Genomic DNA, 26,013 nt, shown 5'->3' with positions numbered 1-26,013 from the left:
AATAACGACCGCGATTCATCCCCCGAAAATCGACAGGCTCTTTATTGTGACGAAGTTTTATGATCTAGAGCGCCGCGAATTGCCCGAGTGCAGCCTTTAAATTTCCATTCCACTGCCGATTAAGCGGGGCAGCGGTCCTCCGGGCCGCGATCAAGGAGAAAGACATGTCAGAGACTACCTATCCGGTTTATGGCGAAATCACCGGTCCGATCGTGATGATCGGTTTCGGCTCGATCGGCCGCGGCACGCTGCCGCTGATCGAACGCCATTTCAAGTTCGACAAGAGCCGGATGGTCGTCATCGACCCGCGCGAAGAACCCGCCGACATGGAGATCCTGAAGAAGCACGGCGTCCGTCACATCAAGGAATATGTGACCAAGGAGAACTACAAGGACCTCCTGAAGCCGCTTCTGACCGAAGGCAAGGGCCAGGGCTTCTGCGTCAACCTCTCGGTCGACACCGGTTCGCTCGACCTGATGAAGCTCTGCCGCAAGCTCGACGTTCTTTACATCGACACGGTCGTCGAACCCTGGCTCGGCTTCTATTTCGACAAGAACATGAAGAATGCCGACCGCACCAACTATGCGCTGCGTGAAACCGTGCGCAAGGAAAAGGCCAAGAGCCCCGGCGGCGCGACCGCCGTGTCCACCTGCGGCGCAAACCCCGGCATGGTTTCCTGGTTCGTCAAGCAGGCGCTGGTCAACCTCGCCAACGACACCGGCCTGAAGTTCGACGAGCCGGATCAGCACGACCGCGAAGGCTGGGCCAAGCTGATGAAGAAGCTCGGCGTCAAGGGCGTCCACATCGCCGAGCGCGACACCCAGCGCACCAAGCATCCGAAGCCGCTCAACGTCTTCTGGAACACCTGGTCGGTCGAAGGCTTCATTTCCGAAGGCATGCAGCCGGCCGAACTCGGCTGGGGTACCCATGAGGAATGGGTGCCGAAGAACGGCAAGAAGCACAAGAAGGGCAACAAGGCCGCCATCTATCTGGAACAGCCGGGCGCCAATACCCGAGTCCGTTCCTGGTGCCCGACCCCCGGCCCGCAGTATGGCTTCCTCGTCACTCACAATGAATCGATCTCGATCGCCGACTATTTCACGGTGCGCGACAAGGACGGCGAAGTGACCTTCCGCCCGACCTGCCACTATGCCTACCATCCGGCAAACGACGCGGTCCTGTCGCTGCATGAGATGTTCGGCAATGGCGGGACGCCGCAGCCGGTCCACCACGTTCTCGACGAGGACGAGCTGGAGGACGGCATCGACGAACTGGGCGTCCTGCTCTACGGCCATGAGAAGAACGCCTACTGGTTCGGTTCGCGCCTGTCGCTCGAAGAAACCCGCCGCATCGCGCCTTACCAGAACGCCACCGGCCTGCAGGTAACCTCGGCGGTTCTCTCAGGCATGGTCTGGGCGCTCGAAAACCCGACCGCCGGCATCGTCGAAGCCGACGAGATCGACTATAAGCGCTGCCTCGAAGTACAGCTGCCCTATCTCGGCCCGGTCGAAGGTCACTACACCGACTGGACCCCGCTCGATGGCCGCCCGGGCCTCTTCCCGGAAGATATCGACACCAAGGATCCGTGGCAGTTCAAGAACATCCTGGTTCGCTGATTTCGCGAACCCGTTCGTTAGTCAACAAACCCATTCGTTGATCCGATAAAAGACAATAGAAACCGCCTGCCTTCCCGCGGGCGGTTTTTTGCATGTTGAAAGCTCTTGCCTTTTCAAGGCCACATCTTGCGTTACATAGGGCGATGGCGGCAAGGTTTCTCAACCGAAGCCGGACCGAATCGCGGGAGACAGATCATGAAATTCAAAGTGAGCTTCGCGCTCATCGCCGCAGCCAGCTTGACGGCCTGCGTTTCTTCCCCTCCGCCGCAACAGATGGCGGCCGTGCAGCCGCAGGGGGTGGAAGGCACCTGGGTCGATCCGAACGGCATCGTATCCTCGTTCCAGGCCGGCACGTTCAACACCCGTTCCAGCGACAGCAACACGCTGCTCGCCTCCGGCACCTATACCAGCCTGTCGCCGACGCTGGTCGAGATCAACATGACCTCGCTGGTGCGCAAGACCCAGTCGCGCGTCAACTGCTCGCTGGTCAACCCCAACCAGCTCAATTGCACGCAGGATAGCGGCGCCCAGTTCTCGCTCGCCCGCCGAGGCTGAACCGACACATCCGCATCCCGATCATCGCGCCCCCGCCCCGGCGGGGTTTTCGCGTTTTCCGGGCATTAATTTCCAGAAGCACGACTGTCACATTTCCCTTGAACCCACCATCGGTTGATGAAAACATGGCCGCCGGAACGGTTGTCACATTGCAAAACTAGAACAGATAAAAGCGGCGGCAAAGCCGTCCGAATAGAAAGAGGAGAGAACAGATGAAGAAGACATTGGGGCTCGGGCTTTTGACCGCATCGGTCATGGCTCTTTCAAGCGGCGCGGCATTTGCCGATTTCGAGCTCAATATCCTGCACATCAACGACTTCCACTCGCGTCTGGAATCCATCAACGCGACCGATTCCACCTGCTCGGCCGAGGATGAAGGCAAGGGCGTCTGCTTCGGTGGTGCTTCCCGCCTGCTGACCGCGATCAACCAGACGCGCGACGCGCTGAAGGCCCAGAACAAGAACGTCATTCTCCTCAACGGCGGCGACAACTTCCAGGGCTCGCTCTTCTACACGACCTACAAGGGTGCGGCCGAAGCCGAAGCGCTGAACGCCATGAAGTTCGACGCCATGACCGTCGGCAACCATGAATTCGACGACAGCGACGACGTGCTCGCCACCTTCCTCGACAAGATCCAGTTCCCGGTCGTCACCGCCAACGTCGTGCCGAGCGCCGCCGCCAAGATCGGCAACCGCATCAAGCCGTCGCTGGTGCTGACCGTCGGCGGCCAGAAGATCGGTATCGTTGGCGCCGTCACCAACGATACCGCCGAAATCGCCAATCCCGGCCCGAACATCACCATTGCCGACGATGTCGCGAAGATCACCGAAGCCGTGCAGGGCCTGAAGGCTCAAGGCGTCGACAAGATCATCGCGCTGACCCACGTGGGTTACCCCCGCGATCTTGCCTTGATCGCCAAGATCCCCGATGTCGACGTCGTCGTCGGCGGCCATACCCACACGCTGCTCTCGAACGTGGCCAAGGGCGCCGAAGGCCCCTACCCGACCTGGTCGGACAATCCGGGCGGCTACAAGGTGCCGGTCGTCCAGGCCTATCAGTATTCGAAATATCTCGGCGACATCAAAATCGTCTTCGACGACAGCGGCGTCGTGAAGTCGGCCGAAGGCGAGCCGATCCTCATGGACAAGTCGATCACGCCGGACCCGGTCTTCCTGGCCCGCGTCGCGGAGCTGAAGAAGCCGATCGAGGACATGAAGAAGAAGATCGTCGGCGCCTCTGACGCCGTCATCGACGGCGACCGCCGCGTCTGCCGTGCCAAGGAATGCTCGATGGGCAACCTCGTCGCCGACGCCATGCTCGAGCGCACCAAGGGCCAGGGCATCACCATCGCCATCCAGAACGGCGGCGGCTTGCGCGCCTCGATCGACGCCGGCGAAGTCACCCAGGGCGAAGTCGTCAGCGTCCTGCCCTTCCAGAACACGCTCGCCACCTTCCAGCTCACCGGTGCCGATGTCGTCAAGGCGCTCGAAAATGGCGTCAGCCAGATCGATGACGGCGCGGGTCGTTTCCCGCAGGTCGCCGGTCTCAAATATTCCTTCGACAAGTCGAAGCCGGCCGGGGCCAAGGTCAGCGACGTGCAGGTCAAGGACGGCGACAAGTTCGTCGCCATCGACCCTGCCAAGACCTACGGCGTCGTCACCAACAATTTCATGCGCGCAGGCGGTGATGGTTATGCCATCTTCAAGACCGGCGGCAAGAACGCCTATGACTACGGTCCGGACCTCGCCGACGTGACGGCGGAATTCATCGTTGCCCATACCCCCTACAAGCCCTATACGGACGGCCGCGTCACCGACCTGACCCCGGCAAGCTACACGCCGCCGGCAAAGCCTGCGCCTGCCGCTCCTCCGGCAGCGGCTCCGACGGCTGCCGCTCCAGCTACCCCGGCTCCCGCAACGCCTGCACCAGCCGCACCGGCACCGACCATGGCGGCTCCTGCTGCTCCGGCACCCGCTGCCCCTGCCCCGACCGTGGCAGCTCCGGCAGCACCCGCAGCACCTGCGCCGAACACGATGGCAGCCGCTCCGGCCGCCCCCAAGCCGGCGGCTCCCGCACCGGTGGCACCGGCTCCGAATACCATGGCGGCAGCGCCGGCTACTCCGGCGGCAACCGCTGCAAAGCCGGCCGGCCCGACCAAGTACACGGTCGCCAAGGGTGACTCGCTCTGGAAGATCGCCGAAGCCACCTATGGCGACGGCGAGAAGTGGACCGAGATTGCCAAGCTGAACGCGCTGCGCCATCCGAATGTCATCCAGGTCGGGGCCGAGCTGGAACTGCCGGCGAAATAAGCCGCGGCATCGCTGACAAGGACAATTTGTCCCGTTTTCTTCAGCCGGCCCGGGCTTTCCCGGGCCGGTTTTTCTTCCTAAGTAATCCCGCAGATAAAGCGCGCGCCTATCGTTCAACCGAAAGTATCCGCATGACCTCCAATTCCGCCCACATGCCCTCCGATCATCCGAAGGTGAGTTTCGGCAAGGTCGGCGTGCTGCTCGTCAATCTCGGCACGCCCGACGGCACGGACTACTGGTCGATGCGGCGCTATCTCTCCGAGTTTCTCTCCGACAAGCGGGTGATCGAGTGGTCTCGGCTTTACTGGTACCCGATCCTCTACGGCATCGTGCTCAACAAGCGGCCGCAGAAGGTCGGCAAGGCCTACGAGGCGATCTGGAACAAGGATTTGAACGAAAGCTACCTGCGCACCTATACCCGCAGCCAGGGCGAGTTGATGGCCGAGCGGCTGAAGGACCTGCCGAATGTCGTCGTCGACTGGGCGATGCGCTACGGAAAACCGTCAATCGCGGAGCGCATCGACGCGCTGAAGGAAAAGGGCTGCGAGAAGATCCTCCTCTTCCCGCTCTATCCGCAATATGCGGCCTCCACCACCGCCACCGTCAACGACAAGGCCTTCGAACACCTGATGAAGCTGCGTTGGCAGCCGGCGCTGCGCACCGTGCCGCCCTATCACGACGAGCCGGCCTATATCGAGGCTTTGGCGGACTCCGTCAGGGCGAAATATGCTGCGCTCGACTGGGAGCCGGAAATGCTGATCGCCTCCTTCCACGGCATCCCGCAATCCTATTTCAAGGCGGGCGACCCCTATTACTGCCATTGCCAGAAGACCGCGCGACTGCTGAAGGAGGCCCTCGGCTTCACCGACAAAAATTTCATGATCACCTTCCAGTCCCGTTTCGGGCCCGAGGAATGGCTGCAGCCCTATACCGACAAGACGGTCGAGAAACTTGCCCATGACGGCGTCAAGCGTATCGCGGTGATGAACCCCGGCTTCGTCTCCGACTGTCTGGAAACGCTCGAAGAGATCGCCGAAGAAGCGGGCGAGATCTTCCTGCATCACGGCGGCGAAAAGTTCGCACATGTCCCCTGCCTGAACGACAGTCCGGGCGGTATGACCGTGCTGGAGAAGGTTGTCCGCCGCGAACTTCAGGGCTGGGTGTAACCCGCCTCACCGCACCTCGGTGGCCTTGAAGCCGTCCGTGGCGGCCTTCCAGAAATCCGGGTCCTCGTATTCCGTCGGATCCTCGATCCCGGCGAGATGGAAGGCCTCGCGCCGCTCGACGCAGGTCCCGCAGCGGCCGCAATGTTGGGCACCGCCTTTGTAGCACGACCAGGTCTCCCCAAACGGCGTTCCATGCCTGGTACCGTCCGTGACGATATCCGCCTTCGAGCCGTTCACATAAGGTGCAAACAGCCTGACCAAGGCGTAACCCTCCAGCGCATGATCCTGCATCGCCTGGAAGGCGTCGATGAAACCCGGACGGCAATCGGGATAGATGAAGTGGTCGCCGCCATGCACGGCGATCGCCACCGCATCGGCTCCGCGCGCCGCCGCTACCCCGAAGGCGACCGACAGCATGATCGCATTGCGGTTCGGCACCACGGTGACGCGCATCGTCTCCTCGGCATAATGCCCGTCCGGCACATCGAGATCATCAGTCAAGGCCGAACCGGTCAGCCGGCTGCCGATTCCGCGCATGTCGATGATCTCGTGGAAGACGCCGAGCCGCGCGGCGCAGGCGGCGGCGAAATCGAGTTCCTTGCTGTGCCGCTGGCCGTAGTCGAAAGAAATCAGGCCGAGCAGTTGCTGCTGGGCGGCAATCCTGTGGGCGAGCGATACGGAATCCAATCCGCCGGAGCAGACGACGATGGTTTTCATGGGCTTTCATCCTTGTTTTGACCGGGTAGGCTGCGACCGGGTGTTCGAACCTGCTCTCTAGACCGCCGGTGCGTCCTTGTGAATAACCCGGGCGACATCGACAGCGTCGAGCTGTCATTTCTTCCCTGCAAAGAACGTGCTAACTCATCACGTGTGACCTGGCGGGCTTACCGCCAAGATGGAGGAAAGTCATGAACTTGGGCGGCCTGGGTGGCTTCGATATCGTTGTGATCGGCATCGTGGTGCTGATCATCCTGGTCCTGTTTGCCGGGATCAAGACCGTGCCTCAGGGTTATCGCTACACGGTGGAGCGTTTTGGCCGCTACACCCGCACGCTGGAGCCCGGCCTCAACCTGCTGACACCCTTCATCGAGCGCATCGGGGTGCGCATGAACGTCATGGAACAGGTCCTCAGTATTCCGACCCAGGAGGTCATCACCAAGGACAATGCCAGCGTCTCTGCCGATGCGGTGTCCTTCTACCAGGTCCTCAATCCGGCCCAGGCCGCCTACCAGATTTCCAATCTCGAAAACGCCATCCAGAACCTCACCATGACCAATATCCGCTCGGTCATGGGTTCGATGGACCTCGATGAGCTGCTGTCCAACCGCGAAGTCATCAACGAGCGGCTGCTGCGCGTCGTCGACGAGGCCGTCGGCCCCTGGGGCATCAAGGTCACCCGCGTCGAGATCAAGGACATCCAGCCGCCGGCCGACCTCGTCGAATCCATGGGTCGACAGATGAAGGCCGAGCGCGAGAAGCGCGCCCAGATCCTCGAGGCCGAAGGCTCGCGCAGCGCCCAGATCCTGCGCGCCGAGGGCGCCAAGCAGGCGGCGGTTCTCGAAGCGGAAGGCAAGCGCGAGGCCGCGTTCCGGGAAGCCGAGGCCCGTGAGCGCCTGGCGGAAGCCGAAGCCAGGGCTACCCAGGCCGTCTCCCAGGCGATCGCCGCCGGAGACGTGCAGGCGATCAACTATTTCGTCGCCCAGAAATACACGGAAGCGCTGGTCGCGATCGGCAAGGCGCCGAATTCGAAGATCGTGCTGATGCCGCTGGAGGCGTCCTCCATCATCGGTTCGCTCGGCGGCATCGGCGCCATTGCCAAGGAAGTTTTCGGCGACGGCTCGGGGCCTGCCGCACCGCCGCGCTCGCCGGCCGGCCCGCGTCCCCAGCCCACCCCGCGCACCACGCCGATCCTCAACCCGTTCAACCCAAACTCTTCAGAGACCTGAACCATGCTGCATGATGCTGTGGTCAATCTCGGTCCCTGGAGCTGGTGGATCCTCGGTGTCGTCCTCCTCGCCGCCGAACTCGCGGCGCCCGGCGTCTTCCTGATCTGGATCGGCGCGGCCGCGATCGTCATCGGCGTTCTGTCTCTGGCGCTCTGGGACGCGGCCTTCTGGAGCTGGCACGTCCAGCTCCTGCTCTTCGCGCTACTTTCCGGCGCCTTCGCGCTCGCCGGCCGGCGCTTCTATGCCAGCCGCAACCAGGCAACCGACGAGCCCAATCTCAATCGTCGTGGCGAAAGCCTGGTCGGCCGCACCGCGACACTCCACGAACCGATCAGCGAAGGGCGCGGCCGCATTCGTCTCGACGATACATGGTGGTCGGTGATGGGACCCGACCTGCCGGCCGGCACGCAGGTGAAGGTCGTGGCGGCAAGCGGCCGCGACCTCAGGGTCGAAGCGGCGTAAATCATTCCGCCCGAAGTCGCTCGACGTCAGGCGACGCCGACGCGCAGCAGGTCGTGGAAGTGGACGATGCCAACCGGCTTGCGCTCCGCATCGACGACGAGCAGCGCCCCGATGCTGTGCTTGTTGAGGATGGCCATCGCCTTGGTCGCGAGGGTTTCCTTGTCGACCGTCTTGGGATTGCGGGTCATCACATCCTCTACGCGTGTCTGGCGCAAATCGAGGTCCAGGTGGCGGGAGATATCGCCATCGGTGATCACGCCACAGACGCAGCCGTCCCCGTCGAGCACGCCGACGCAACCGAAACGCTTGCGGGACAGTTCCTCGATCGCTTCCGGCATGAGGACGCCCGTTTTCACCAGCGGCAACCGGTCACCGGTATGCATCAGGTCGCTGACATGGCTCAGCATCGCGCCAAGCTTGCCGCCCGGATGGTAGACGCGGAAATCGGTTGCCGAGAAACCGCGCGCTTCGAGCAGCGCCACGGCGAGCGCATCGCCGATCGCAAGCTGCATCAGCGTCGAGGTGGTCGGCGCCAGGCCGTGAGGGCAGGCTTCCTGTTCCTTGGGCAGCAGCAGCACGACATCGGCCTCGCGGGCCAGCGTCGAAAGCGCGCCTGACGTTATCGCGATCAGCGGAATGGAGAATCGACGGGTGAAGGAGACGATGCCCTGCAGCTCAGCGGTCTCGCCGCCCCAGGAGAGCGCCAGCACCACATCGCTCGACGCGATCATGCCGAGATCGCCGTGATTGGCTTCCCCTGAATGGACGAAAAAGGCGGGCGTGCCGGTCGAGGCGAGGCTCGCCGCGATCTTGCGGCCGATATGTCCGCTCTTGCCGACCCCGGTTACGACGACCCGGCCCTCGATGTTTCCAATCAGTTCCGCAGCCTTGCGGAAGGCGTCCCCGAGACCATTCTGAAGCGCCAGCTCCAGCGCGTTAAGCCCTTGTTTCCCGAAGGAAATCGTTCTCAAGGCGGAATCGACTACGTCGTTCTCGACCAGTTGCAAAGCTCTCTTGATCATGGGCAAGGCTTAGCTCTTTTCGTCTTTCAAGTCTATCCGCTTTGGCGCGGGGCAAACAAGTTGGCCACCCTCTATGGCGTCGCAACCAAACGTTAACCACATGGCTTTACGTTTGGGTAAGCATTTGCGATTGCCCAGGCAGGCCTATGAAGATCACCACAATGACAGGCGGGACGCGTCAGAGGCGCCGGGCGGCACTCGGCCTTCTGCTGGCCTGTTCGGCGCTTGTCTCATCGCCCGTTTCCCCGGCAATGGCCCAGACCCGCAGCCCGTTTCCGCCGCAGAACGGCTCTCTGCCCTCGGTCGCGAACGCCACGTCGCCGACTTCGAACACAGCCTCCAACACAGCGTTGCGAGGCAGCACCTCGGCACAAACGACGACCAATACCGCCGAAGACCAGAATCAGGACGATCCGAATGTCGCGACCGGCACCACGCCCGGCCGCAACCAGACCGCCAATCAGGAGCCTCCCTATGAGGAGGATCTGAACCAGCCCCGTGAAGAGCCGCTCGATCGTGGCGCAGAACCCGTCGAGACCCAGGAACAGCCTCGCGAACCGGGCGATCCGACCGGCATCCGCATGGGCAGCTTCCTGCTCCGCCCCTCGATCAACCAGAGCATCGACACCGAGACCCGCCGCTCCAGCGGCACCAAGATCCGTCGCGATTACCTGTCGACGACGATCCGCGGAACGTTGACCTCCGACTGGTCGCGCCATTCGCTGACGGTGACGGGCGAAGGCACGCTGGAGCGCAACCTCGGCAGCAGCAGCCAGGGCGAGCAGCCCGAAGCGAATATCAATGCGGACCTGCGGCTCGATCTCTCCAACGACACGGTCGCCCATATCACCGGCGGCTACCGGTTCTCCCGTGAGGACGACTACGATCCGAATGCGCTCGGCGGTGCATCGACCCAACCCGGCGTCCATGAATTCACCGGCGGCGCCTCCGTCCAGCGCGACTTCGGCAAGATCCGTGGCACCGCCGCACTCGATCTGTCCCGCGCGGCCTATACGGATGCGAAACTCTCCGACGGCACGATCGTCAGCAGCAAGGACCGCAACCGCACCGGCATCGACGGCCGCCTGCGGCTTGGCTACGAACTGTCGCCGGCGCTCGTCCCCTATGTGGAAGTGGCGACCGGCCACACCTTCTACGACCTCAGGCGCGACAATTCCGGCTATGCCCGCTCATCCCAGAGCTATGCGGCGCGCACCGGCGTCGAATTCGATCTGGGCGAAAAACTGCGCGGCGAAATCGGCACCGGTTACGAAATCGTCGACTACGAGGACGACCGCCTGAAATCGGTCGGCGCGGTCACCTTCAACGGCACCGCCACCTGGTCGCCGCAGCGCGGCACCAATGTCGATCTCGGCCTGCGCACGACAGTGCAGGATTCGACCACTCCCGGCCAGAGCGGCTGGGTAGAGTACCAGGCGACGGCAGCGCTGACCCATGAGATGCGCGACAACCTCATCGCCCGGTTGACCGGCAGTTCGACGCTGCGCGATTTCCCGAGCGGCGGCCCGAGCGACGAAACGGTGTGGATCGGCGGCGCCGGCCTCACCTGGGCGATCAACCGCTATCTCGATCTGACCGGCGACGTCGAATACGAGCATGCGGGCGGCGGCGGCACCAACGACAAGATCGTCCGCGCCGGCGTCGGTCTCACCTTGAAGCGCTGACCCCCGGCCAGCCGACAATCCACTCCATCAACGCGTTCTGCGCATGCAGCAGAAACGCCTTCGCCTCCCTGCTCTGGCAGGCAGGATGCGCCATTGCATCCGCGGTCACTTCCTGGCCGCGAGCCACCGGCGGACAGGGGATGAAGACCGCATCCGGGCGGCAGCGATCGAGAACCTCGGCCGATATGCGATAGTCGGCGACCTCGCCTTCCGGCACGCCACCCGGCCAGCTGTCGGTGAAGATGACATCCGCATCCTCAAGCTCGCGCATATCCGTACTCAGCCGGAAATTCAGATTGAGAAGCGCCGGATCGTTCACATGCCAATCGTCCGGATAGACCTGCACCACCTCGATCGGCAGCGAGATCGACGCCTCGACCCAGGACCGCAGAATATTGGCGTCCGGCGCCACACCGGCGATCTTCAGCCCGTCGATTCCGCCGCGCCTGTTGCTGATATAGGCGAGATCGCCAAGCGTCTCGCAAGGGTGGTTCGATCGCGTCCGGGCATTGATGACAGGCGCCTCGGCAATTGCCGCAAGTTCCCGGAGCGAGGCGAGTTCCGGCGTGCGGATGACGATCATGTCGAACCAGTTGTTGAGATAACCCCGCCAGGTCAGCGATCGCCTCCCGACCGCCGAGGCTGACCGGCGCGTGCACGCAGATGCCGCCCATCGCCTGGATGCCGAGATCGAACGCCGTCGTATTGCGCCAGCCACCATCGTCGACGATCAAGGCGATCCGTCTGCCCTCGAGGCTTTTCGGCATTCGCCGTTCCCGCCACGCTTCGCCAAGCGCGCCGGCGCGTTCGAGCACCGCCGTGACGACATTAGCCGAAAGATCGTGGAATTCCAGAAAATCGCTACCTGCGGAAACAGCCATTGCAATCGACACCGTGAAAAAGAAAACCCCTCATAGCGGGACCATGAGGGGTTTGCGTGACGCCCGGACCGACACATCGCCGGCCGGAAAGATTTACTTCAGCGAGGCGAGCAGTGCCTTCATCGGCCCTTCGATTGCCGGGCGGATGTCGGCGCGCTGCAGGGCGAAGGCGAGGTTGGCCAGGATGAAGCCGTCCTTGGCGCCGCAGTCGAACGTGTCGCCCTTGAAGGGATAGGCAGCGAATTCCTGGGATTTCAGGAGCGCCAGCATGCCGTCAGTGAGCTGGATCTCGTTGCCGGCGCCGCGCTCCTGGGTTTCCAGGATCTTGAAGATCTCCGGCTGCAGGATGTAGCGGCCGTTGATGTAGAGGTTGGACGGCGCGGTGCCCTTGGCCGGCTTTTCGACCATCTGGGTGATCTTGAAACCCTCGCCAACCGGCGCGCCGATGCCGACGATGCCGTATTTATGAGCCTGTTCCGGATCGCATTCCTGAACCGCGATGACGTTACCGCCGCTTTCGGCATAAAGATCGACCATGCCCTTGAGGCAGCCCTTGCCGCCGGCCATGATCATGTCGGGCAGCAGGACCGCGAAAGGCTCGTTGCCGACGATGTCGCGGGCGCACCAGACCGCGTGGCCAAGCCCGAGCGGCACCTGCTGGCGCGTGAAGCTGGCGGTGCCGGCAACCGGCAGAAGGCCGGCGAGCAGCGTCAGCTCGGCATTCTTGTTGCGCTCGCGCAGCATCTGCTCCAGCTCGTACTGGATGTCGAAATAGTCCTCGATGACCGCCTTGCCGCGACCGGTCACGAAGACGAAATGCTCGATCCCCGCTTCGGCAGCCTCATCCACCACATACTGGATGACCGGCTTGTCGACCACGGTCAGCATTTCCTTCGGCACCGCCTTGGTCGCGGGCAGGAAGCGCGTGCCCAGACCTGCTACCGGAAACACTGCCTTACGGATCTTTTGTTGTTGTGCCACTCATGCCTCCTGAAAGCACATCGTTGTGCGTATATTCGATTCTTGGCATCTAATGACGAATTGCTACTGTTTCGCAAAGACTGCCGTGGGTCGGGTTTCTATGGTAAAGAGTTTGTTGACCCAATTCTGTTATTACATCGTTAAGCCGCATGCCACTCTTGCCGTCAGGCTTGGTAAAAGAAGAATGGACCCGACTGCCGATGAAGACGCTTAGCACCAACCTCTTTCGTGGATTTGCCTTCTCCCTGATCGCCGGGCTTGCCGCCGCGGCCATGCCGATAGATGCCCAGGCAGACGCCGGTTTCAAGACGTGGATCGCAAAATTCTATGACACCGCAGCCAAAAGCGGTATCACACGCTCCACCTATGACCGAGCGTTCGCCGGCGTCAGTGAACCCGATCAGGACGTACTTGAGAAGGCGAATTTTCAGCCGGAATTCAAGTCCAGGATCTGGGACTATCTCGACAGCCGCGTAAACCCCTATACGGTCAAGATCGGCCGCGAGATGGCCGCCAAGTACGGCTCGACGCTGACCTCCCTGGAACGCCATTTCGGCGTCGACAAGAACATCCTGCTCGCCATCTGGTCGATGGAATCCAATTATGGCGCGGCGCTCGAAAACCCCGACCGCCTGCACCATGTGCCGCAGGCGCTGGCGACCCTTGCCTGGGGCGATCCCAAGCGTGCCAAGTTCGCCCGCAACCAACTCATCGCCGCACTCAAGATCCTGCAGTCGGGCGATATCACCCCGAAGCAGCTTACCGGCTCCTGGGCCGGCGCCATGGGCCATACCCAGTTCATCCCGACCAGCTACCTGCTCTACGCGATCGACGCGGACGGCAACGGCAAGCGGGACATCTGGCATTCCGTCCCGGATGCGCTCGCCACCTCGGCCAACCTGCTCGCCAAGAACGGCTGGCAGAGCGGCAAGACCTGGGGCTACGAGACAGCGCTCCCGGCCAATGGCGCCCGCCACGAAGGCCAGACCAAGACGCTCGGCGAATGGGCAAAGCTCGGCTTCGCTCGCCCGAACGGCAAGAGCTTCCCGCGCGGCACCGACCGGGCGACGCTGAAGCTGATGGCCGGCGAGAGCGGCCCGGCCTTCCTGATGCTCGGCAATTTCTTCACCGTGAAGAAATACAACGCCGCCGACAGCTACGCCCTGGCGGTCGGCCTGCTCGCCGACGAGATCGCCGGTTTCGGCGGCGTCCAGCAGAGCTGGCCGCGTCCCGAGGGCACGCTCGACATCAAGCAGAAGTTCGAGCTGCAGAACCGCATGAAGCAGCTTGGCTATTACGAAGGCGAAGTCGACGGCAATTTCGGCTCCGGCTCGAAGGCGGCGATCTCCGCGATCCAGAAGCGGCTCGGCATGCAGCAGAACGGCGAACCGTCGAAGACACTTCTCGAAGCTTTGCGTTGACAAGACCGTGCTTCGCGCCACATCGTTTAAAGGTATATCCCGCAAGGCGTGCGGGATGGCGGAGGCATGAAGGCTTTGCATAAATCCGGGCAAAACAGGGCCGGGCGAAACAGTGGATGGGCTCCTCTGGCCCTTCTCATCCTCGCGGTCGTGCTTGCCATGCCGTTGGCGGCACCGCCCGCCGCCGCCCAGGAACCTCTCCCGCGCCGCAATCTCTTCGACTACCTGTTCGGCGGCCCGCGTTATGAACGCGACGACCGCTACGAGCGCGCCCCTCCTTATAGCCGGCGCCGTTATGACCGCGACGGCTCGATCATCGAGATGTCACCGCGGCCGCGCAACCGCAGCCCGGGACGAGCGGCCGCCCCCCGCCCGGTGCAGCCGGTCGCACCACCCGCCCCGGAACCGGTCGCCAAGCTCGGAAATGCCAAGCAGATCCTGGTCGTCGGCGATTTCATGGCCGGCGGCATCGGCAGCGAGCTCGAAACCGCCTTCGTCACGTCTCCCGGCGTGGTGATCACCGAGCGCAGCGACGGTTCCTCCGGTCTCGTCCGCGAGGATCATTTCGATTGGCCGGCCGAGCTTCCGGTCATGCTCGACGAGGTGAAACCTGCCGTCGTCGTCGTGATGCTCGGCGCCAACGACCGCCAGCAGATGACGATCGGCGGCAGCATCAAGGAAAAGTTCCGCAGCGACGCCTGGTTCAAGGAATACGAGCGGCGGGTCACCGAACTGGTCGGCATCGTCACCACCCGCAAGCTGCCGCTCCTCTGGGTCGGCCTGCCCTCCTTCCAGTCGCCGGTGGCGACCGCCGATGCGGTGACGCTCAATGCCATCTACCGCAACCAGGTGGAAAAGGCTGGCGGCGAATTCGTTGATATCTGGGAAGGTTTCGTCGACGAGGATGGCAAGTTCGTCGTCACCGGTTCCGACGTCAACGGCCAGCAGGTGCGCCTGCGCGGCTCCGACGGCATCACCTTCACCAAGGCCGGCAAGCAAAAGCTCGCCTTCTACGTGGAGAAACTGGTCCGCCGCCATCTCGGCGAAATGGCAAGCCCCGACGTCGTCAAGCTCGACGGCTCCAACCTGCCGGCGCTATCGGCCCTTCCGGCCTCGCCCGGCCAGTCCGTGCCGACCCATCCGATCAGCCTCTCCGATCCCGAGCTCGACGGCGGCAAGGACCTGCTCGGCGCAGGCCCACTCCCCTCCGTCCTCGTCGAAACGCCCCGCGACAAACTGGTCAGGCGCGGCGAACTCGCCCCGGCGCCGGCCGGGCGCATTGACGATTATCGGGTTCCGGCCGTGAGCGCGGCGACGCGTTAGCGATCGCCCTTTTCCCACAAACGGGGAGAGGGAGCGAAACCGCGCCACATCCGATCTCCCCCCTTGTGGGGGAGATGGAAGGGAGCTTGTCGCCACTTACCGCGGCAGAACCGAGCTTCCCATCAGGGCCTCGTCGATCGCCCGGGCCGCCTGGCGGCCTTCGCGGATCGCCCAGACGACCAGCGACTGGCCGCGGCGCACGTCGCCGGCGGTCCAGAACTTGTCGACCGAGGTCTTGTAGTCCTTTTCATTGGCAACCACGTTGGTCGAGCCGCGGCGGTCAACATTCAGCGTCAGCTTGCCTTCGAGTTCGTTCAGCACGCCATCGGTCAGCGGGCCGGAGAAACCGATGGCGATGAAGGCGAGGTCAGCCTTGATGATGAAATCCGTGCCGGCGATCGGCTTGCGCCGCTCGTCGACTTCGCAGCAGCGCACGCCGATGAGCTGGCCGTCTTCGCCGACAAATTCGAGCGTCGCCACCTGGAATTCACGCACCGCACCTTCGGCCTGGCTGGACGAGGTCCGCATCTTGGTGGCCCAGAACGGCCAGACGGCGAGCTTGTCTTCCTTCTCGGGCGGCTGCGGGCGGATGTCGAGCTGGGTCACCTTGACGGCGCCCTGGCGGAAGGCCGTACCGACGCAGTCCGACGCCGTGTCACCACCGCCGACAACGACGACATGCTTGGCGCCGGCCAGGATCGGGTCGGCCGCCCAGGCGACGCTTTCGATGTTCTCGCGGCCGAGGCGGCGGTTCTGCTGCACGAGGTAAGGCATGGCGTCATAGACGCCATGCAGCTCGACGCCCGGAATGCCGGCCGGACGCGGGGTTTCCGAACCGCCGCAATAGAGCACCGCATCATGCTCGGCGAGAAGCTTCTCGACCGGAATGTCGACGCCGATATTGGCGCCGTAATGGAAGGTGACGCCCTCGCCGGTGATCTGCTCGACGCGGCGATCGATGAAGTTCTTCTCCATCTTGAAGTCCGGGATGCCATAGCGCAGCAGGCCGCCAGCCTTGGATTCGCGTTCATAGACATGCACTTCGTGGCCGGCGCGGCCGAGCTGCTGGGCGGCAGCCATGCCGGCGGGGCCGGAACCGATGATCGCAACCTTCTTGCCGGTATGGATGGTCGCCGGCTGCGGCGCGATGAAGCCGAGCTCATAGGCCTTGTCGGCAATCGCCTGCTCGACGGTCTTGATCGCAACCGGCGCATCCTCGAGGTTCAGCGTGCAGGCTTCCTCGCAAGGCGCGGGGCAGACGCGGCCAGTGAATTCCGGGAAGTTGTTGGTGGAATGGAGGTTGCGGATCGCCTCCTCCCACTTGTTGTTGTAGACGAGGTCGTTCCAGTCCGGGATCTGGTTGTGAACCGGACAGCCGGTCGGGCCGTGGCAATAGGGAATGCCACAGTCCATGCAGCGCGCTGCCTGCTTGGTGATCTCCGCATCCGACATCGGGATCGTGAATTCGCGGAAATGGCGGATGCGGTCGGAGGCCGGCTGATACTTGCCCACCTGCCGGTCAATCTCCAGGAAACCCGTTACCTTGCCCATGTTTAAACCCTCAATCCGTCCTGCCGCTCTCGCAGCCGGTTAAAACCTAACAACCCGCGCGAAACTTATTCCGCAGCGACACCCATCCGCATCCGCTCCATCTCCACCAGCGCACGGCGGTATTCGACCGGCATGACCTTGCGGAATTTCGGCCGGTATTCGCTCCAGCGGTCGAGGATTTCCTTGGCGCGGTTGGAGCCCGTGTAATGCAGGTGGTTTGAGATCAGCTGGTAGAGGCGCTCCTCGTCGTGGCGCGTCATGTCCTCGGAAACGTCGACGCGTCCCTTGTGCATGAGGTCGCCGCCGTGATGGTGCAGCTTCTCCAGCATGTCGTCCTCTTCCGGAACCGGCTCGAGTTCGACCATCGCCATGTTGCAGCGCTTGGCGAAATCGCCGCTTTCGTCGAGCACGTAGGCGACGCCGCCGGACATGCCGGCCGCGAAGTTGCGTCCCGTCTCGCCGAGCACGACGACGATGCCGCCGGTCATGTATTCGCAGCCGTGATCGCCAACGCCCTCGACGACCGCGATCGCACCGGAGTTGCGAACGGCAAAACGCTCGCCGGCAACGCCGCGGAAATAGCACTCGCCGGTGATCGCGCCGTAGAGAACCGTGTTGCCGACGATGATCGAGTTTTCGGCAACGATCTTCGAATTTTCCGGCGGGCGCACGATGATGCGGCCACCCGAAAGTCCCTTGCCGACATAGTCGTTGCCGTCGCCGACCAGATCGAAGGTGATGCCATGCGCCAGGAACGCACCGAACGACTGGCCGGCCGTGCCGCGAAGCGTCACATGGATCGTGTCGTCCTTGAGGCCCTTGTGCCGCCAGCGCTTGGCAAGCGCACCCGAGAGCATCGCGCCGGCGGACCGGTCGACGTTCTTGATCGGCACTTCGAAGACGACCGGTTCCTTGTTTTCGAGCGCAGGCTGCGACTTCTCAATCAGCTTGCGGTCGAGAATGTCGTCGATCGGATGCTTCTGGCGTTCGGTCCAGTATGTGGCGTTTTTCGGAGCCTCGACCTTGTGGAAGATCTTCGAGAAATCGAGACCCTTGGACTTCCAGTGGGCGATCATCTCGTCCTTTTCCAGAAGCTCGACCATGCCGATGATCTCGTCGAAGCGGGTGAAGCCGAGCGAAGCCAGGATTTCACGCACTTCTTCGGCGACGAAGAAGAAGTAGTTGATCACATGCTCCGGCGTACCCTTGAAACGCTTGCGCAGGACAGGGTCTTGCGTCGCCACACCCACCGGACAGGTGTTGAGATGGCACTTGCGCATCATGATGCAGCCGGCGGCGATGACCGGAGCCGTCGCGAAGCCGAATTCGTCCGCACCGAGCAGCGCGCCGATAATGACGTCACGGCCGGTCTTCAGGCCACCGTCGACCTGCAGCGCGATGCGCGAGCGGAGCCCGTTCAGCACCAGCGTCTGCTGGGTTTCGGCAAGGCCGATTTCCCAAGGCGAACCCGCATGCTTCAGCGAGGTCAGCGGCGAAGCGCCGGTGCCGCCGTCGAAGCCGGCGACCGTGATATGGTCGGCGCGTGCCTTGGCGACACCTGCGGCAACCGTACCGACGCCCACTTCCGAGACGAGCTTGACGGAAATGTCCGAAGTCGGGTTGACGTTCTTCAGGTCGTATATCAGCTGCGCCAGGTCTTCGATCGAATAGATGTCATGGTGCGGCGGCGGCGAGATGAGGCCGACGCCCGGGGTCGAGTGACGGGTCTTGGCGACCGTCGCATCCACCTTGTGGCCGGGCAGCTGGCCGCCTTCGCCGGGCTTTGCACCCTGCGCCACCTTGATCTGCAGCATGTCGGCATTGACCAGGTATTCGGTCGTGACGCCGAACCGGCCGGACGCGACCTGCTTGATCGCCGAACGTTCCGGGTTCTGGCTGCCGTCCGGTAGCGGCATGTAGCGATCGCTTTCCTCACCGCCCTCGCCGGTGTTCGACTTGCCGCCGATCCGGTTCATGGCGATGGCAAGCGTCGTATGCGCCTCGCGGGAAATCGAGCCGAACGACATGGCGCCGGTCGAGAACCGCTTGACGATGTCGACGGCGGGCTCGACGTCGTCGATGGAGACCGGAGCGCGGCCGATCTCACCTGCCGACTTGATCTTGAACAAGCCGCGAATAGTGTTCATGCGGACCGCCGTCTCGTTCACCATCTCGGCGAATTCGCGGTAGCGTTCCTGGCTGTTGCCGCGCACCGCATGCTGCAACGTCGCGACCACGTCCGGCGTCCAGGCGTGGCTTTCGCCGCGCATGCGGTAGGCATATTCGCCGCCGATATCGAGGGTCGTCGCCAGAACCGGGTCCTTGCCGAAGGCCGCATGGTGACGGGTGACGGTCTCCTCTGCGATCTCTTCGAGGCCGACGCCTTCGATGTTCGACGCCGTGCCGAAGAAATACTTCTCGACCAGACCCGACGACAGGCCGATCGCATCGAAGATCTGCGCGCCGCAATAGGACTGGTAGGTCGAGATGCCCATCTTGGACATGACCTTGAGGATGCCCTTACCGACCGCCTTGATGTAGCGGTAGACGATTTCCGAGGAATCCACTTCCTTCGGGAATTCGCCGCGCGCATGCATGTCGGTCAGCGTGTCGAAAGCGAGATAGGGGTTGATCGCCTCGGCGCCGTAACCGGCCAGACAGCAGAAGTGATGGATTTCGCGGGGCTCGCCGCTTTCGACGACGAGGCCGACCGAGGTGCGCAGCCCCTTGCGGATCAGGTGATGATGCACGGCAGCGGTCGCCAGCAGCGCCGGGATGGCGATGCGGTCCGGACCGATCTGGCGGTCGGACAGCACGATGATGTTGTAGCCGCCCTTGACCGCCGCTTCCGCGCGCTCGCAGAGACGGTCGAGCATTTCCGGCATGCCTTCGGCGCCGCGCTCGATGTCATAGGTGAAATCGAGCGTCTTGGTGTCGAACCGGTCTTCGGTGTGGCCGATCGAGCGGATCTTTTCGAGGTCGCCATTGGTCAGGATCGGCTGGCGTACTTCCAGACGCTTGGCGTTCGCCGCACCCTCGTGGTCGAGAATGTTCGGGCGCGGGCCGATGAACGACACGAGGCTCATGACGAGTTCCTCGCGGATCGGGTCGATCGGCGGGTTGGTGACCTGCGCAAAGTTCTGCTTGAAATAGGTGTAGAGCAGCTTCGACTTTTCCGACATGGCCGAGATCGGCGTGTCGGTGCCCATCGAGCCCACGGCTTCCTGGCCCGTCGTCGCCATCGGCGACATCAGGATCTTGGTGTCTTCGGAGGTGTAGCCGAAGGCCTGCTGGCGATCGAGCAGCGACACGTCGCGGCGCAGCGCCCGCGGCTCCACCGGCTTCAGGTCTTCGAGGATGAGTTGGGTCTTGTCCAGCCACTTGCCGTAGGGATGCTTGGTCGCGAGCTCGGACTTCAACTCCTCGTCGGAGACGATCTGGCCCTTTTCCATGTCGATCAGCAGCATCTTGCCGGGCTGCAGGCGCCACTTCTTGATGATACTCTCTTCCGGCACCGGTAGAACGCCGGATTCCGACGCCATGATGATGCGGTCGTCGTCGGTGACCATATAGCGGGCCGGACGCAGGCCGTTGCGGTCGAGCGTCGCGCCGATCTGGCGACCATCGGTAAAGGCAACCGCGGCCGGGCCGTCCCACGGCTCCATCAGCGCTGCATGGTATTCGTAGAAGGCCTTGCGTTCCGGCGACATCGACTGGTTGCCGGCCCAGGCTTCCGGGATCAGCATCATCACCGCATGGGCAAGCGAATACCCGCCGCGCACGAGGAACTCGAGCGCGTTGTCGAAACAGGCCGTGTCCGACTGGCCTTCGTAGGAAATCGGCCAGAGCTTGGAAATGTCCTCGCCGAACAGCGGCGAAGAAACCGACGCCTGGCGCGCGGCCATCCAGTTGACGTTGCCGCGCAGGGTGTTGATTTCGCCGTTATGGGCGACCATGCGGTAGGGATGCGCGAGCTTCCAGGACGGGAAGGTGTTGGTCGAAAACCGCTGGTGCACCAGCGCCACCGCCGTCTCGAACCGCGGGTCGGCCAGGTCCTTGTAATAGGCGCCGACCTGATAGGCGAGGAACATGCCCTTGTAGACGATTGTCGAGGACGACAGCGACACCGGATAGAAGCCCATGTCGACGCCACCGAACGCGTCATAGATGCGGTTGGAGATCACCTTGCGGATCAGGAACAGCTTGCGCTCGAAATCGTGGTTGGTCGCGGCGTCCTTGCCGGCGCCGATGAAGACCTGGACGTGATGCGGTTCGGTGGCGGCAATATCCGGCGCCTTGGAGAGCGACGAGTTGTCGACCGGCACGTCACGGAAGCCGAGGAACTGCTGCCCCTCCTCCGCGATGACGTCCTCGATCACCTTCTTGTAGTGCTCGATCTCGTCTGCCTTGCGCGGCATGAAGATGTGACCGACCGCATATTCGCCGGCCTTCGGCAGGGTGACACCCTGCGCCGCCATCTCCTCGCGGAAAAAACGGTCGGGGATCTGCACCAGGATGCCGGCGCCATCGCCCATCAGCGGGTCGGCGCCGACGGCACCGCGATGCGTCAGGTTTTCGAGGATGAACAGGCCGTCCTTGACGATCTGGTGCGACTTCTTGCCCTTCATATGGGCGATGAAGCCGACGCCGCAGGCATCGTGTTCGTTGCGCGGGTTATAGAGACCCTGCGCGGCCGGAATGCCGTTCGCGACAAACGGAATGCGAGTTTTCGTCTCGGCGGACATCGGGGCTTCAGCGCCGGACATCTCGGAGATGGTCTTCGTCATCGTCATTCCTCCTGTTGGCCGCCTTCGGCAGCGGGCAAAGTGGCTCTCAATTGTCTCTTGGGGATGACAGACACAAGCTCCATCCCGTGCTTCATGCGATGGCGCCGCTCCAGCGTCAGGTGCGGCTTTGCAGCGCAACATAACCCGGATCGGCGTGAACGTCAGCGGGGAAGACGCGCGAAATTAACGTTTCGTTTCCCCGAATTAGGACAGCACTTCTGTCCTAATTTCCAAAATCTATGCCATAGAAGTTAACCGGCGACAAGAGCGGTGGATAAAAATCTGCCGCATTTGACGACAGAAGATTACGCCGAATGCCGTAGATGTCGAAATTTAATTACAATCGAGGGGGTTTTAAAGCGTGCTACTTGCTGACCTAACCGTTTTGGGCCCTTGAGCGCTCTCGCCGATTGATTACCGGTTCAAAAAGATTAATCTCCGCACGCCTTCCAAGACAAAGCTTCCAGGGTGATTTTTCAAAATGTTTTTCGCTTCCGACAATTGGGCCGGCGCCCATCCCTCCATCAATGAACGCCTCTCCAAGGAGTCGACCCGGTTTGCCGCCGCCTACGGCAACAGCGATCTCGACAAGGCAGTCGAAGCCCGGTTCAACGAGATCTTCGAGCGAGATGTCTCCGTCTATTTCGTTTCCACCGGCACGGCGGCCAATTCGCTGTCGCTTGCCAGCATCGCGCGGGTCGGCGGCGTCGCCTTCTCGCATTCGGAAGCGCATGTGATCGAGGACGAATGCGGCGCGCCGGACTTCTTTTCCGGCATGCGCATGGTTCCGGTCGAAGGCGAAGACGGCAAGATGGACCCGGCCAAACTGGCGGCCCGCATCGCCGGCTTCCCGCAGGACTCGCTGCATCACGGCCGCGCTGCTGCCGTCACCCTCACCCAGGCGACCGAAACCGGTACCATCTACACGCTCGACGAGATCGACGCGATTACCAGCATCGCCAAGGCGAACGGCCTGCCGGTGCATATGGATGGCGCCCGTTTCGCCAACGCGCTGGTCTCTCTCGACGTCTCACCCGCCGAAATGACCTGGAAGCGCGGCATCGACATCCTCTCCTTCGGCGGCACCAAGAACGGCTGCTGGTGTGCGGAAGCGATTGTCTTCTTCAATCCGGAGCTCGCCAGGGACTTCGCCTTCATCCGCAAGCGCGCCGCCCAGCTGTTCTCGAAGACCCGCTTCATCTCGGCCCAGTTCGATGCCTATCTGCAGGACGGCCTCTGGCTCAACATGGCAAACCACGCCAACAGCATGGCCGACCGCCTGCGCGCCGGCATCGGCTCGCTGAACAGCACGCGGCTTGCCTGGAACACGACCTCCAACGAGGTTTTCGCCGTGTTGAACAAGGCATCGGCAGAGGCCGCAGAAGCCAAGGGCGCCAAATTCTATGGCTGGCCGGTGCCCACCAACATGCCGGAGCCGGTCCGGGACGACGAAACTCTGATCCGCCTCGTCACCTCGTTTGCCACCACCGAAGAGGATATCGACCAGTTCCTGTCGATCTGCAAAGCGGGGTAAATCTATCCCACAAGACGCAAGGCGGCGTGGAGCCCCTCCCCCTTGTGGGGAGGGGTTGGGGAGGGGTCTTCGCTCCAAATAACCCCCCTCCCGCCTGCCGGCCACCCTCCCCACAAGGGGGAGGGTTAAGACTGCCGCACCGCCCGTCCCATTTGCACCCCTGCCCAGCGAGCCAGGCACCTCTCTCGCGACCGTCACCCCAAATTCTGTGGCGCGATCTGCGCCACGATCAGGCTCGACAGTGCCTCCGTGAGCGCGGCATCGGCGCCGCGCCGCGGAACCAGCACGAATTCCACGTCTTCCAGCACCGGCAGCCGGTCTGCCGGGATCTCCTTCAGCCCCGCCGGCGCCATGCTGCGCGGCTGCACGAGCACGCCCATGCCAGCCCGCGCCGCAGCGGTGAGCCCACTCAAGCTGCCGCAGGTGCAGACGATCCGCCACGCCATCTTTTCCCGGTCGAGCGCCTCCTGCGCCACCCGCCTGGTAATGCTCGGCGGCGGAAAGGCGATCAGCGGCAGCACATCGCCGCGCAGCGCCAGATCCGGGTCGCGCGCCAGCCAGACCAGCGGTTCGCGATAAAGCAGCCGGCCGTGCGTCTCGCCGATATGCCGCTTGGCGAGCACCAGGTCGAGAGCGCCGATATCCTGCATCTGATAAAGCACCGCGGAGAGCGCCACCGTCAGCTCCAGATCGACCAGCGGATAAAGCCGGATGAAATCTTCGAGGATAGAGGTCAGCCGGCTCGCCACCACGTCTTCCGAAACCCCGAGCCGCAGCCGTCCGCGCAACCGGCTTTCGCCGAACAGCGAGGCCACCTTGCCGTTCATGTCCAGCATGCCCCGCGCATAACCGAGCAATGCCTCGCCCTCCGCCGTCAGCTTCACCTGATGCGTATCGCGAAACACCAGCTGCCGTCCGAGCGATTTTTCCAGCCGCTGGATATGCTGCGTCACGGTGGACTGGCCGATGCGCAGGCGCGCCGCGGCTTCGGTAAAACTGCCGGTCTGCTGCAGCATGACGAAACTGTTCAGGTGGTGAAGGTTCAGCATGGCTATCCGTTACCGTGATAACTGTTAGTGTTTGCATTCTGCTTCATGATAAGTGAAGGGTAAATCCTCAAATCCGAGGAATCCGCCCATGAGCCGTTTTCTGCCGGACCGCTTCACGGTCCTTCTCGTCTGCACCGTCATTCTCGCCTCCGTCCTGCCGATCCACGGCGTCTATGCCGACTGGTTCAACGTCGCGACCGATATCGCCATCGGCCTGCTCTTCTTCCTGCATGGTGCGCGCCTGTCGCGCGATGTCGTGGTGGCGGGCATCCTGCACTGGCGCCTGCACCTGACGATCCTGCTGACGACGTTTGCGATCTTCCCGATCCTCGGGCTGATGATCGGCTTCATTCCGGACGATATCCTGGCGCCGCCGCTCTATGCCGGCATCCTCTTCCTCTGCGTGCTGCCCTCGACCGTGCAGTCCTCGATCGCCTTCACCTCGATCGCCGGCGGCAACGTGCCGGCGGCGATCTGCGCAGCGTCCGGTTCCAACATCTTCGGCATGTTCCTGACGCCGCTTCTCGCCGGCCTCCTGCTGTCGACCACCGGCGACGCCGGCTTTTCCTGGGATGCGCTGGAAAGCATCCTGCTGCAGCTTCTCGCCCCCTTCGTCGTCGGCCAGATCCTGCAGCCCTGGATCGGCAACTGGATCCGCTCGAAGAAGAAAATCCTCGCTCCCGTCGATCGCGGCTCGATCCTCATGGTCGTCTATCTCGCCTTCTCGGAAGCGGTGATGGAAGGCCTGTGGCACACCTTTTCGGCAACCGATATCGCCGTCGTCATCCTGGTCGATATGGCGCTGCTGGCGGTCGTGCTCTGCATCACCATGTTCGGCAGCCGCGCACTCGGCTTCAACAAGGAAGACGAGATCACCATTGCCTTCGCCGGCTCGAAGAAGTCGCTGGCAAGCGGCGTGCCGATGGCCAACGCCATTTTCGCCGGCCAGTCCTCCTCGATCGGCGCCATCGTCCTGCCCTTGATGCTCTTCCACCAGATCCAGCTCATGGCCTGCGCCGTCATCGCCCAGAAATATGCGAACCGCCTGAAGGCGACGAAGGATGCCGTCGCGGCCCCGGCTGCGGCTTGAGAGCCGGCGGCGTTGATCAGGGCTTGCCGATCAGCGCACCCGCTCTGGCCCTGATCTGGGAAAGCTCCCGGGGGGAAACCCGGCCCTTGCGCTGCGCATTGCGCGCCTTCCAGTCGAGGCTCTTCACCTGGTCGGCAAGGACCGTGCTGTCTCCGTCGTCACCGACCGCCACTTCGAAAGGATATCCCTTCCGCTTGGTTGTCATCGGGCAGCACAGCATCAAGCCGAAGCGATTGTAGCTTTGAGGACTCAATACGACCGCAGGCCGGCGCCCGGCCTGCTCATGTCCCGCCTGCGGAGAAAACTCCAGCCAGACGATATCGCCTGCATCCGGAACGTAGGGACCAGGCGTCATAGTGCTTCCTTGCCGACAGGCGCTCCAAAATCAATTTCCTCATGCAGATTGTCGGGCGTTATCCCGGCGATGAGCTGGTCGAGATCTAACTCTGCGTCCCGCACCACCTCGATAATGATCCGCCCGTTTTCCTCCGAAACATCCACGACCGTATCGATCTGCAGCTGCGCCGCCTCCATGACGGCAGCGGGAATGCGCACGGAGGCGCTGTTGCCCCATTTTTTGACGGTGACGCGCATGGGTCGCTCCATGTAGAAACATTGTCGATACAATAGAGACG

Annotated in this window: 19 protein-coding genes and 1 pseudogene; 11 read left to right on the top strand and 9 right to left on the bottom strand. The window is 62.9% G+C overall.

Going from position 1 to position 26,013, the window contains the following annotated elements; genetic code table 11:
- Positions 1 to 164: 164 nt before the first annotated feature.
- From PMI07_RS20855 to hemH, 4 genes are all read left to right on the top strand, one after another.
- Positions 165 to 1,616 carry a homospermidine synthase gene (locus tag PMI07_RS20855; protein ID WP_007758145.1) on the top strand — a complete coding sequence of 484 codons (1,452 nt, stop codon included), beginning with the start codon at positions 165 to 167 and terminating at the stop codon, positions 1,614 to 1,616.
- A 195-nt stretch (positions 1,617 to 1,811) separates the two neighbouring features.
- A complete protein-coding gene (omp10, locus tag PMI07_RS20850) occupies positions 1,812 to 2,171 on the top strand; it encodes an outer membrane lipoprotein Omp10 (protein ID WP_007758146.1) in 360 nt (119 codons plus the stop codon).
- A gap of 212 nt (positions 2,172 to 2,383) precedes the next feature.
- Positions 2,384 to 4,480: a 5'-nucleotidase C-terminal domain-containing protein gene (locus PMI07_RS20845; RefSeq protein ID WP_024163996.1), complete on the top strand. Its 2,097-nt coding sequence runs from the start codon at positions 2,384 to 2,386 to the stop codon at positions 4,478 to 4,480.
- 131 nt (positions 4,481 to 4,611) lie between these two features.
- Complete coding sequence (gene hemH / locus PMI07_RS20840) at positions 4,612 to 5,646, top strand: ferrochelatase (RefSeq protein ID WP_007761272.1); 1,035 nt, start codon at positions 4,612 to 4,614, stop codon at positions 5,644 to 5,646.
- Between the two features lie 6 nt (positions 5,647 to 5,652).
- Here hemH and queC read toward each other — a convergent pair whose 3' ends face one another.
- Entirely contained in the window at positions 5,653 to 6,363 is a 711-nt protein-coding gene (gene queC, locus PMI07_RS20835; RefSeq protein ID WP_007761276.1) for a 7-cyano-7-deazaguanine synthase QueC, read from the bottom strand.
- 191 nt (positions 6,364 to 6,554) lie between these two features.
- Here queC and PMI07_RS20830 point away from each other — a divergent pair, with 191 nt between their 5' ends.
- Complete coding sequence (locus PMI07_RS20830; protein ID WP_007761285.1) at positions 6,555 to 7,592, top strand: SPFH domain-containing protein; 1,038 nt, start codon at positions 6,555 to 6,557, stop codon at positions 7,590 to 7,592.
- 3 nt (positions 7,593 to 7,595) lie between these two features.
- Complete coding sequence (locus tag PMI07_RS20825; protein WP_007761287.1) at positions 7,596 to 8,054, top strand: NfeD family protein; 459 nt, start codon at positions 7,596 to 7,598, stop codon at positions 8,052 to 8,054.
- Between the two features lie 26 nt (positions 8,055 to 8,080).
- On the opposite strand, the gene PMI07_RS20820 is transcribed toward PMI07_RS20825, so the two are convergent.
- Positions 8,081 to 9,076 (bottom strand): KpsF/GutQ family sugar-phosphate isomerase, encoded by a 996-nt coding sequence (locus PMI07_RS20820; protein WP_007761290.1) that lies wholly within the window; start codon positions 9,074 to 9,076, stop codon positions 8,081 to 8,083.
- A gap of 146 nt (positions 9,077 to 9,222) precedes the next feature.
- Between PMI07_RS20820 and PMI07_RS20815 the strand changes: the two genes are divergently transcribed.
- Positions 9,223 to 10,761, top strand: a complete 1,539-nt coding sequence (locus tag PMI07_RS20815; RefSeq protein ID WP_007761292.1) for an outer membrane beta-barrel protein — start codon at positions 9,223 to 9,225, stop codon at positions 10,759 to 10,761.
- On the opposite strand, the pseudogene PMI07_RS20810 reads toward PMI07_RS20815, so the two are convergent.
- Both PMI07_RS20810 and galU read right to left on the bottom strand, forming a co-directional pair.
- A pseudogene (locus PMI07_RS20810) lies at positions 10,745 to 11,642 on the bottom strand (ornithine carbamoyltransferase). The gene PMI07_RS20815 and the pseudogene PMI07_RS20810 sit on opposite strands and share 17 nt — an antisense overlap.
- Positions 11,643 to 11,735: 93 nt before the next feature.
- A complete protein-coding gene (gene galU, locus PMI07_RS20805; protein ID WP_007761295.1) occupies positions 11,736 to 12,623 on the bottom strand; it encodes a UTP--glucose-1-phosphate uridylyltransferase GalU in 888 nt (295 codons plus the stop codon).
- Positions 12,624 to 12,823: 200 nt separating this feature from the next.
- On the opposite strand from galU, the gene PMI07_RS20800 reads away from it, so the two are divergent.
- Together PMI07_RS20800 and PMI07_RS20795 are read left to right on the top strand one after the other, a co-directional pair.
- On the top strand, positions 12,824 to 14,044 hold the full coding sequence (locus PMI07_RS20800) for a lytic murein transglycosylase (protein WP_007761297.1): 1,221 nt from the start codon (positions 12,824 to 12,826) through the stop codon (positions 14,042 to 14,044).
- 66 nt (positions 14,045 to 14,110) lie between these two features.
- A complete protein-coding gene (locus PMI07_RS20795; RefSeq protein WP_024163995.1) occupies positions 14,111 to 15,367 on the top strand; it encodes a DUF459 domain-containing protein in 1,257 nt (418 codons plus the stop codon).
- A gap of 96 nt (positions 15,368 to 15,463) precedes the next feature.
- On the opposite strand, the gene PMI07_RS20790 is transcribed toward PMI07_RS20795, so the two are convergent.
- Together PMI07_RS20790 and gltB are read right to left on the bottom strand one after the other, a co-directional pair.
- Positions 15,464 to 16,918, bottom strand: a complete 1,455-nt coding sequence (locus PMI07_RS20790) for a glutamate synthase subunit beta (RefSeq protein WP_007759020.1) — start codon at positions 16,916 to 16,918, stop codon at positions 15,464 to 15,466.
- A 65-nt stretch (positions 16,919 to 16,983) separates the two neighbouring features.
- Positions 16,984 to 21,663 carry a glutamate synthase large subunit gene (gene gltB, locus PMI07_RS20785; RefSeq protein ID WP_245277212.1) on the bottom strand — a complete coding sequence of 1,560 codons (4,680 nt, stop codon included), beginning with the start codon at positions 21,661 to 21,663 and terminating at the stop codon, positions 16,984 to 16,986.
- A gap of 523 nt (positions 21,664 to 22,186) precedes the next feature.
- Here gltB and PMI07_RS20780 point away from each other — a divergent pair.
- A complete protein-coding gene (locus PMI07_RS20780; protein WP_007759028.1) occupies positions 22,187 to 23,239 on the top strand; it encodes a low specificity L-threonine aldolase in 1,053 nt (350 codons plus the stop codon).
- A 194-nt stretch (positions 23,240 to 23,433) separates the two neighbouring features.
- On the opposite strand, the gene PMI07_RS20775 is transcribed toward PMI07_RS20780, so the two are convergent.
- A complete protein-coding gene (locus tag PMI07_RS20775) occupies positions 23,434 to 24,288 on the bottom strand; it encodes a LysR family transcriptional regulator (RefSeq protein ID WP_007759010.1) in 855 nt (284 codons plus the stop codon).
- Positions 24,289 to 24,376: 88 nt separating this feature from the next.
- Between PMI07_RS20775 and PMI07_RS20770 the strand changes: the two genes are divergently transcribed.
- Positions 24,377 to 25,378 carry a bile acid:sodium symporter family protein gene (locus tag PMI07_RS20770; protein ID WP_007759008.1) on the top strand — a complete coding sequence of 334 codons (1,002 nt, stop codon included), beginning with the start codon at positions 24,377 to 24,379 and terminating at the stop codon, positions 25,376 to 25,378.
- A gap of 16 nt (positions 25,379 to 25,394) precedes the next feature.
- Here the strand turns inward: PMI07_RS20770 and mazF are convergent, their stop codons facing one another.
- Together mazF and PMI07_RS20760 are read right to left on the bottom strand one after the other, a co-directional pair.
- Positions 25,395 to 25,733 (bottom strand): endoribonuclease MazF, encoded by a 339-nt coding sequence (gene mazF, locus PMI07_RS20765; RefSeq protein ID WP_007759006.1) that lies wholly within the window; start codon positions 25,731 to 25,733, stop codon positions 25,395 to 25,397.
- Positions 25,730 to 25,972 carry an AbrB/MazE/SpoVT family DNA-binding domain-containing protein gene (locus PMI07_RS20760; protein ID WP_007759004.1) on the bottom strand — a complete coding sequence of 81 codons (243 nt, stop codon included), beginning with the start codon at positions 25,970 to 25,972 and terminating at the stop codon, positions 25,730 to 25,732. The genes mazF and PMI07_RS20760 overlap by 4 nt, the downstream gene beginning before the upstream one ends.
- Positions 25,973 to 26,013 lie beyond the last annotated feature (41 nt).

The organism is Rhizobium sp. CF080 (genome assembly GCF_000282095.2).
In the GTDB taxonomy this organism is placed as follows: Bacteria; Pseudomonadota; Alphaproteobacteria; order Rhizobiales; family Rhizobiaceae; genus Neorhizobium.
This window is presented reverse-complemented; position numbering and strand designations above follow the sequence as displayed.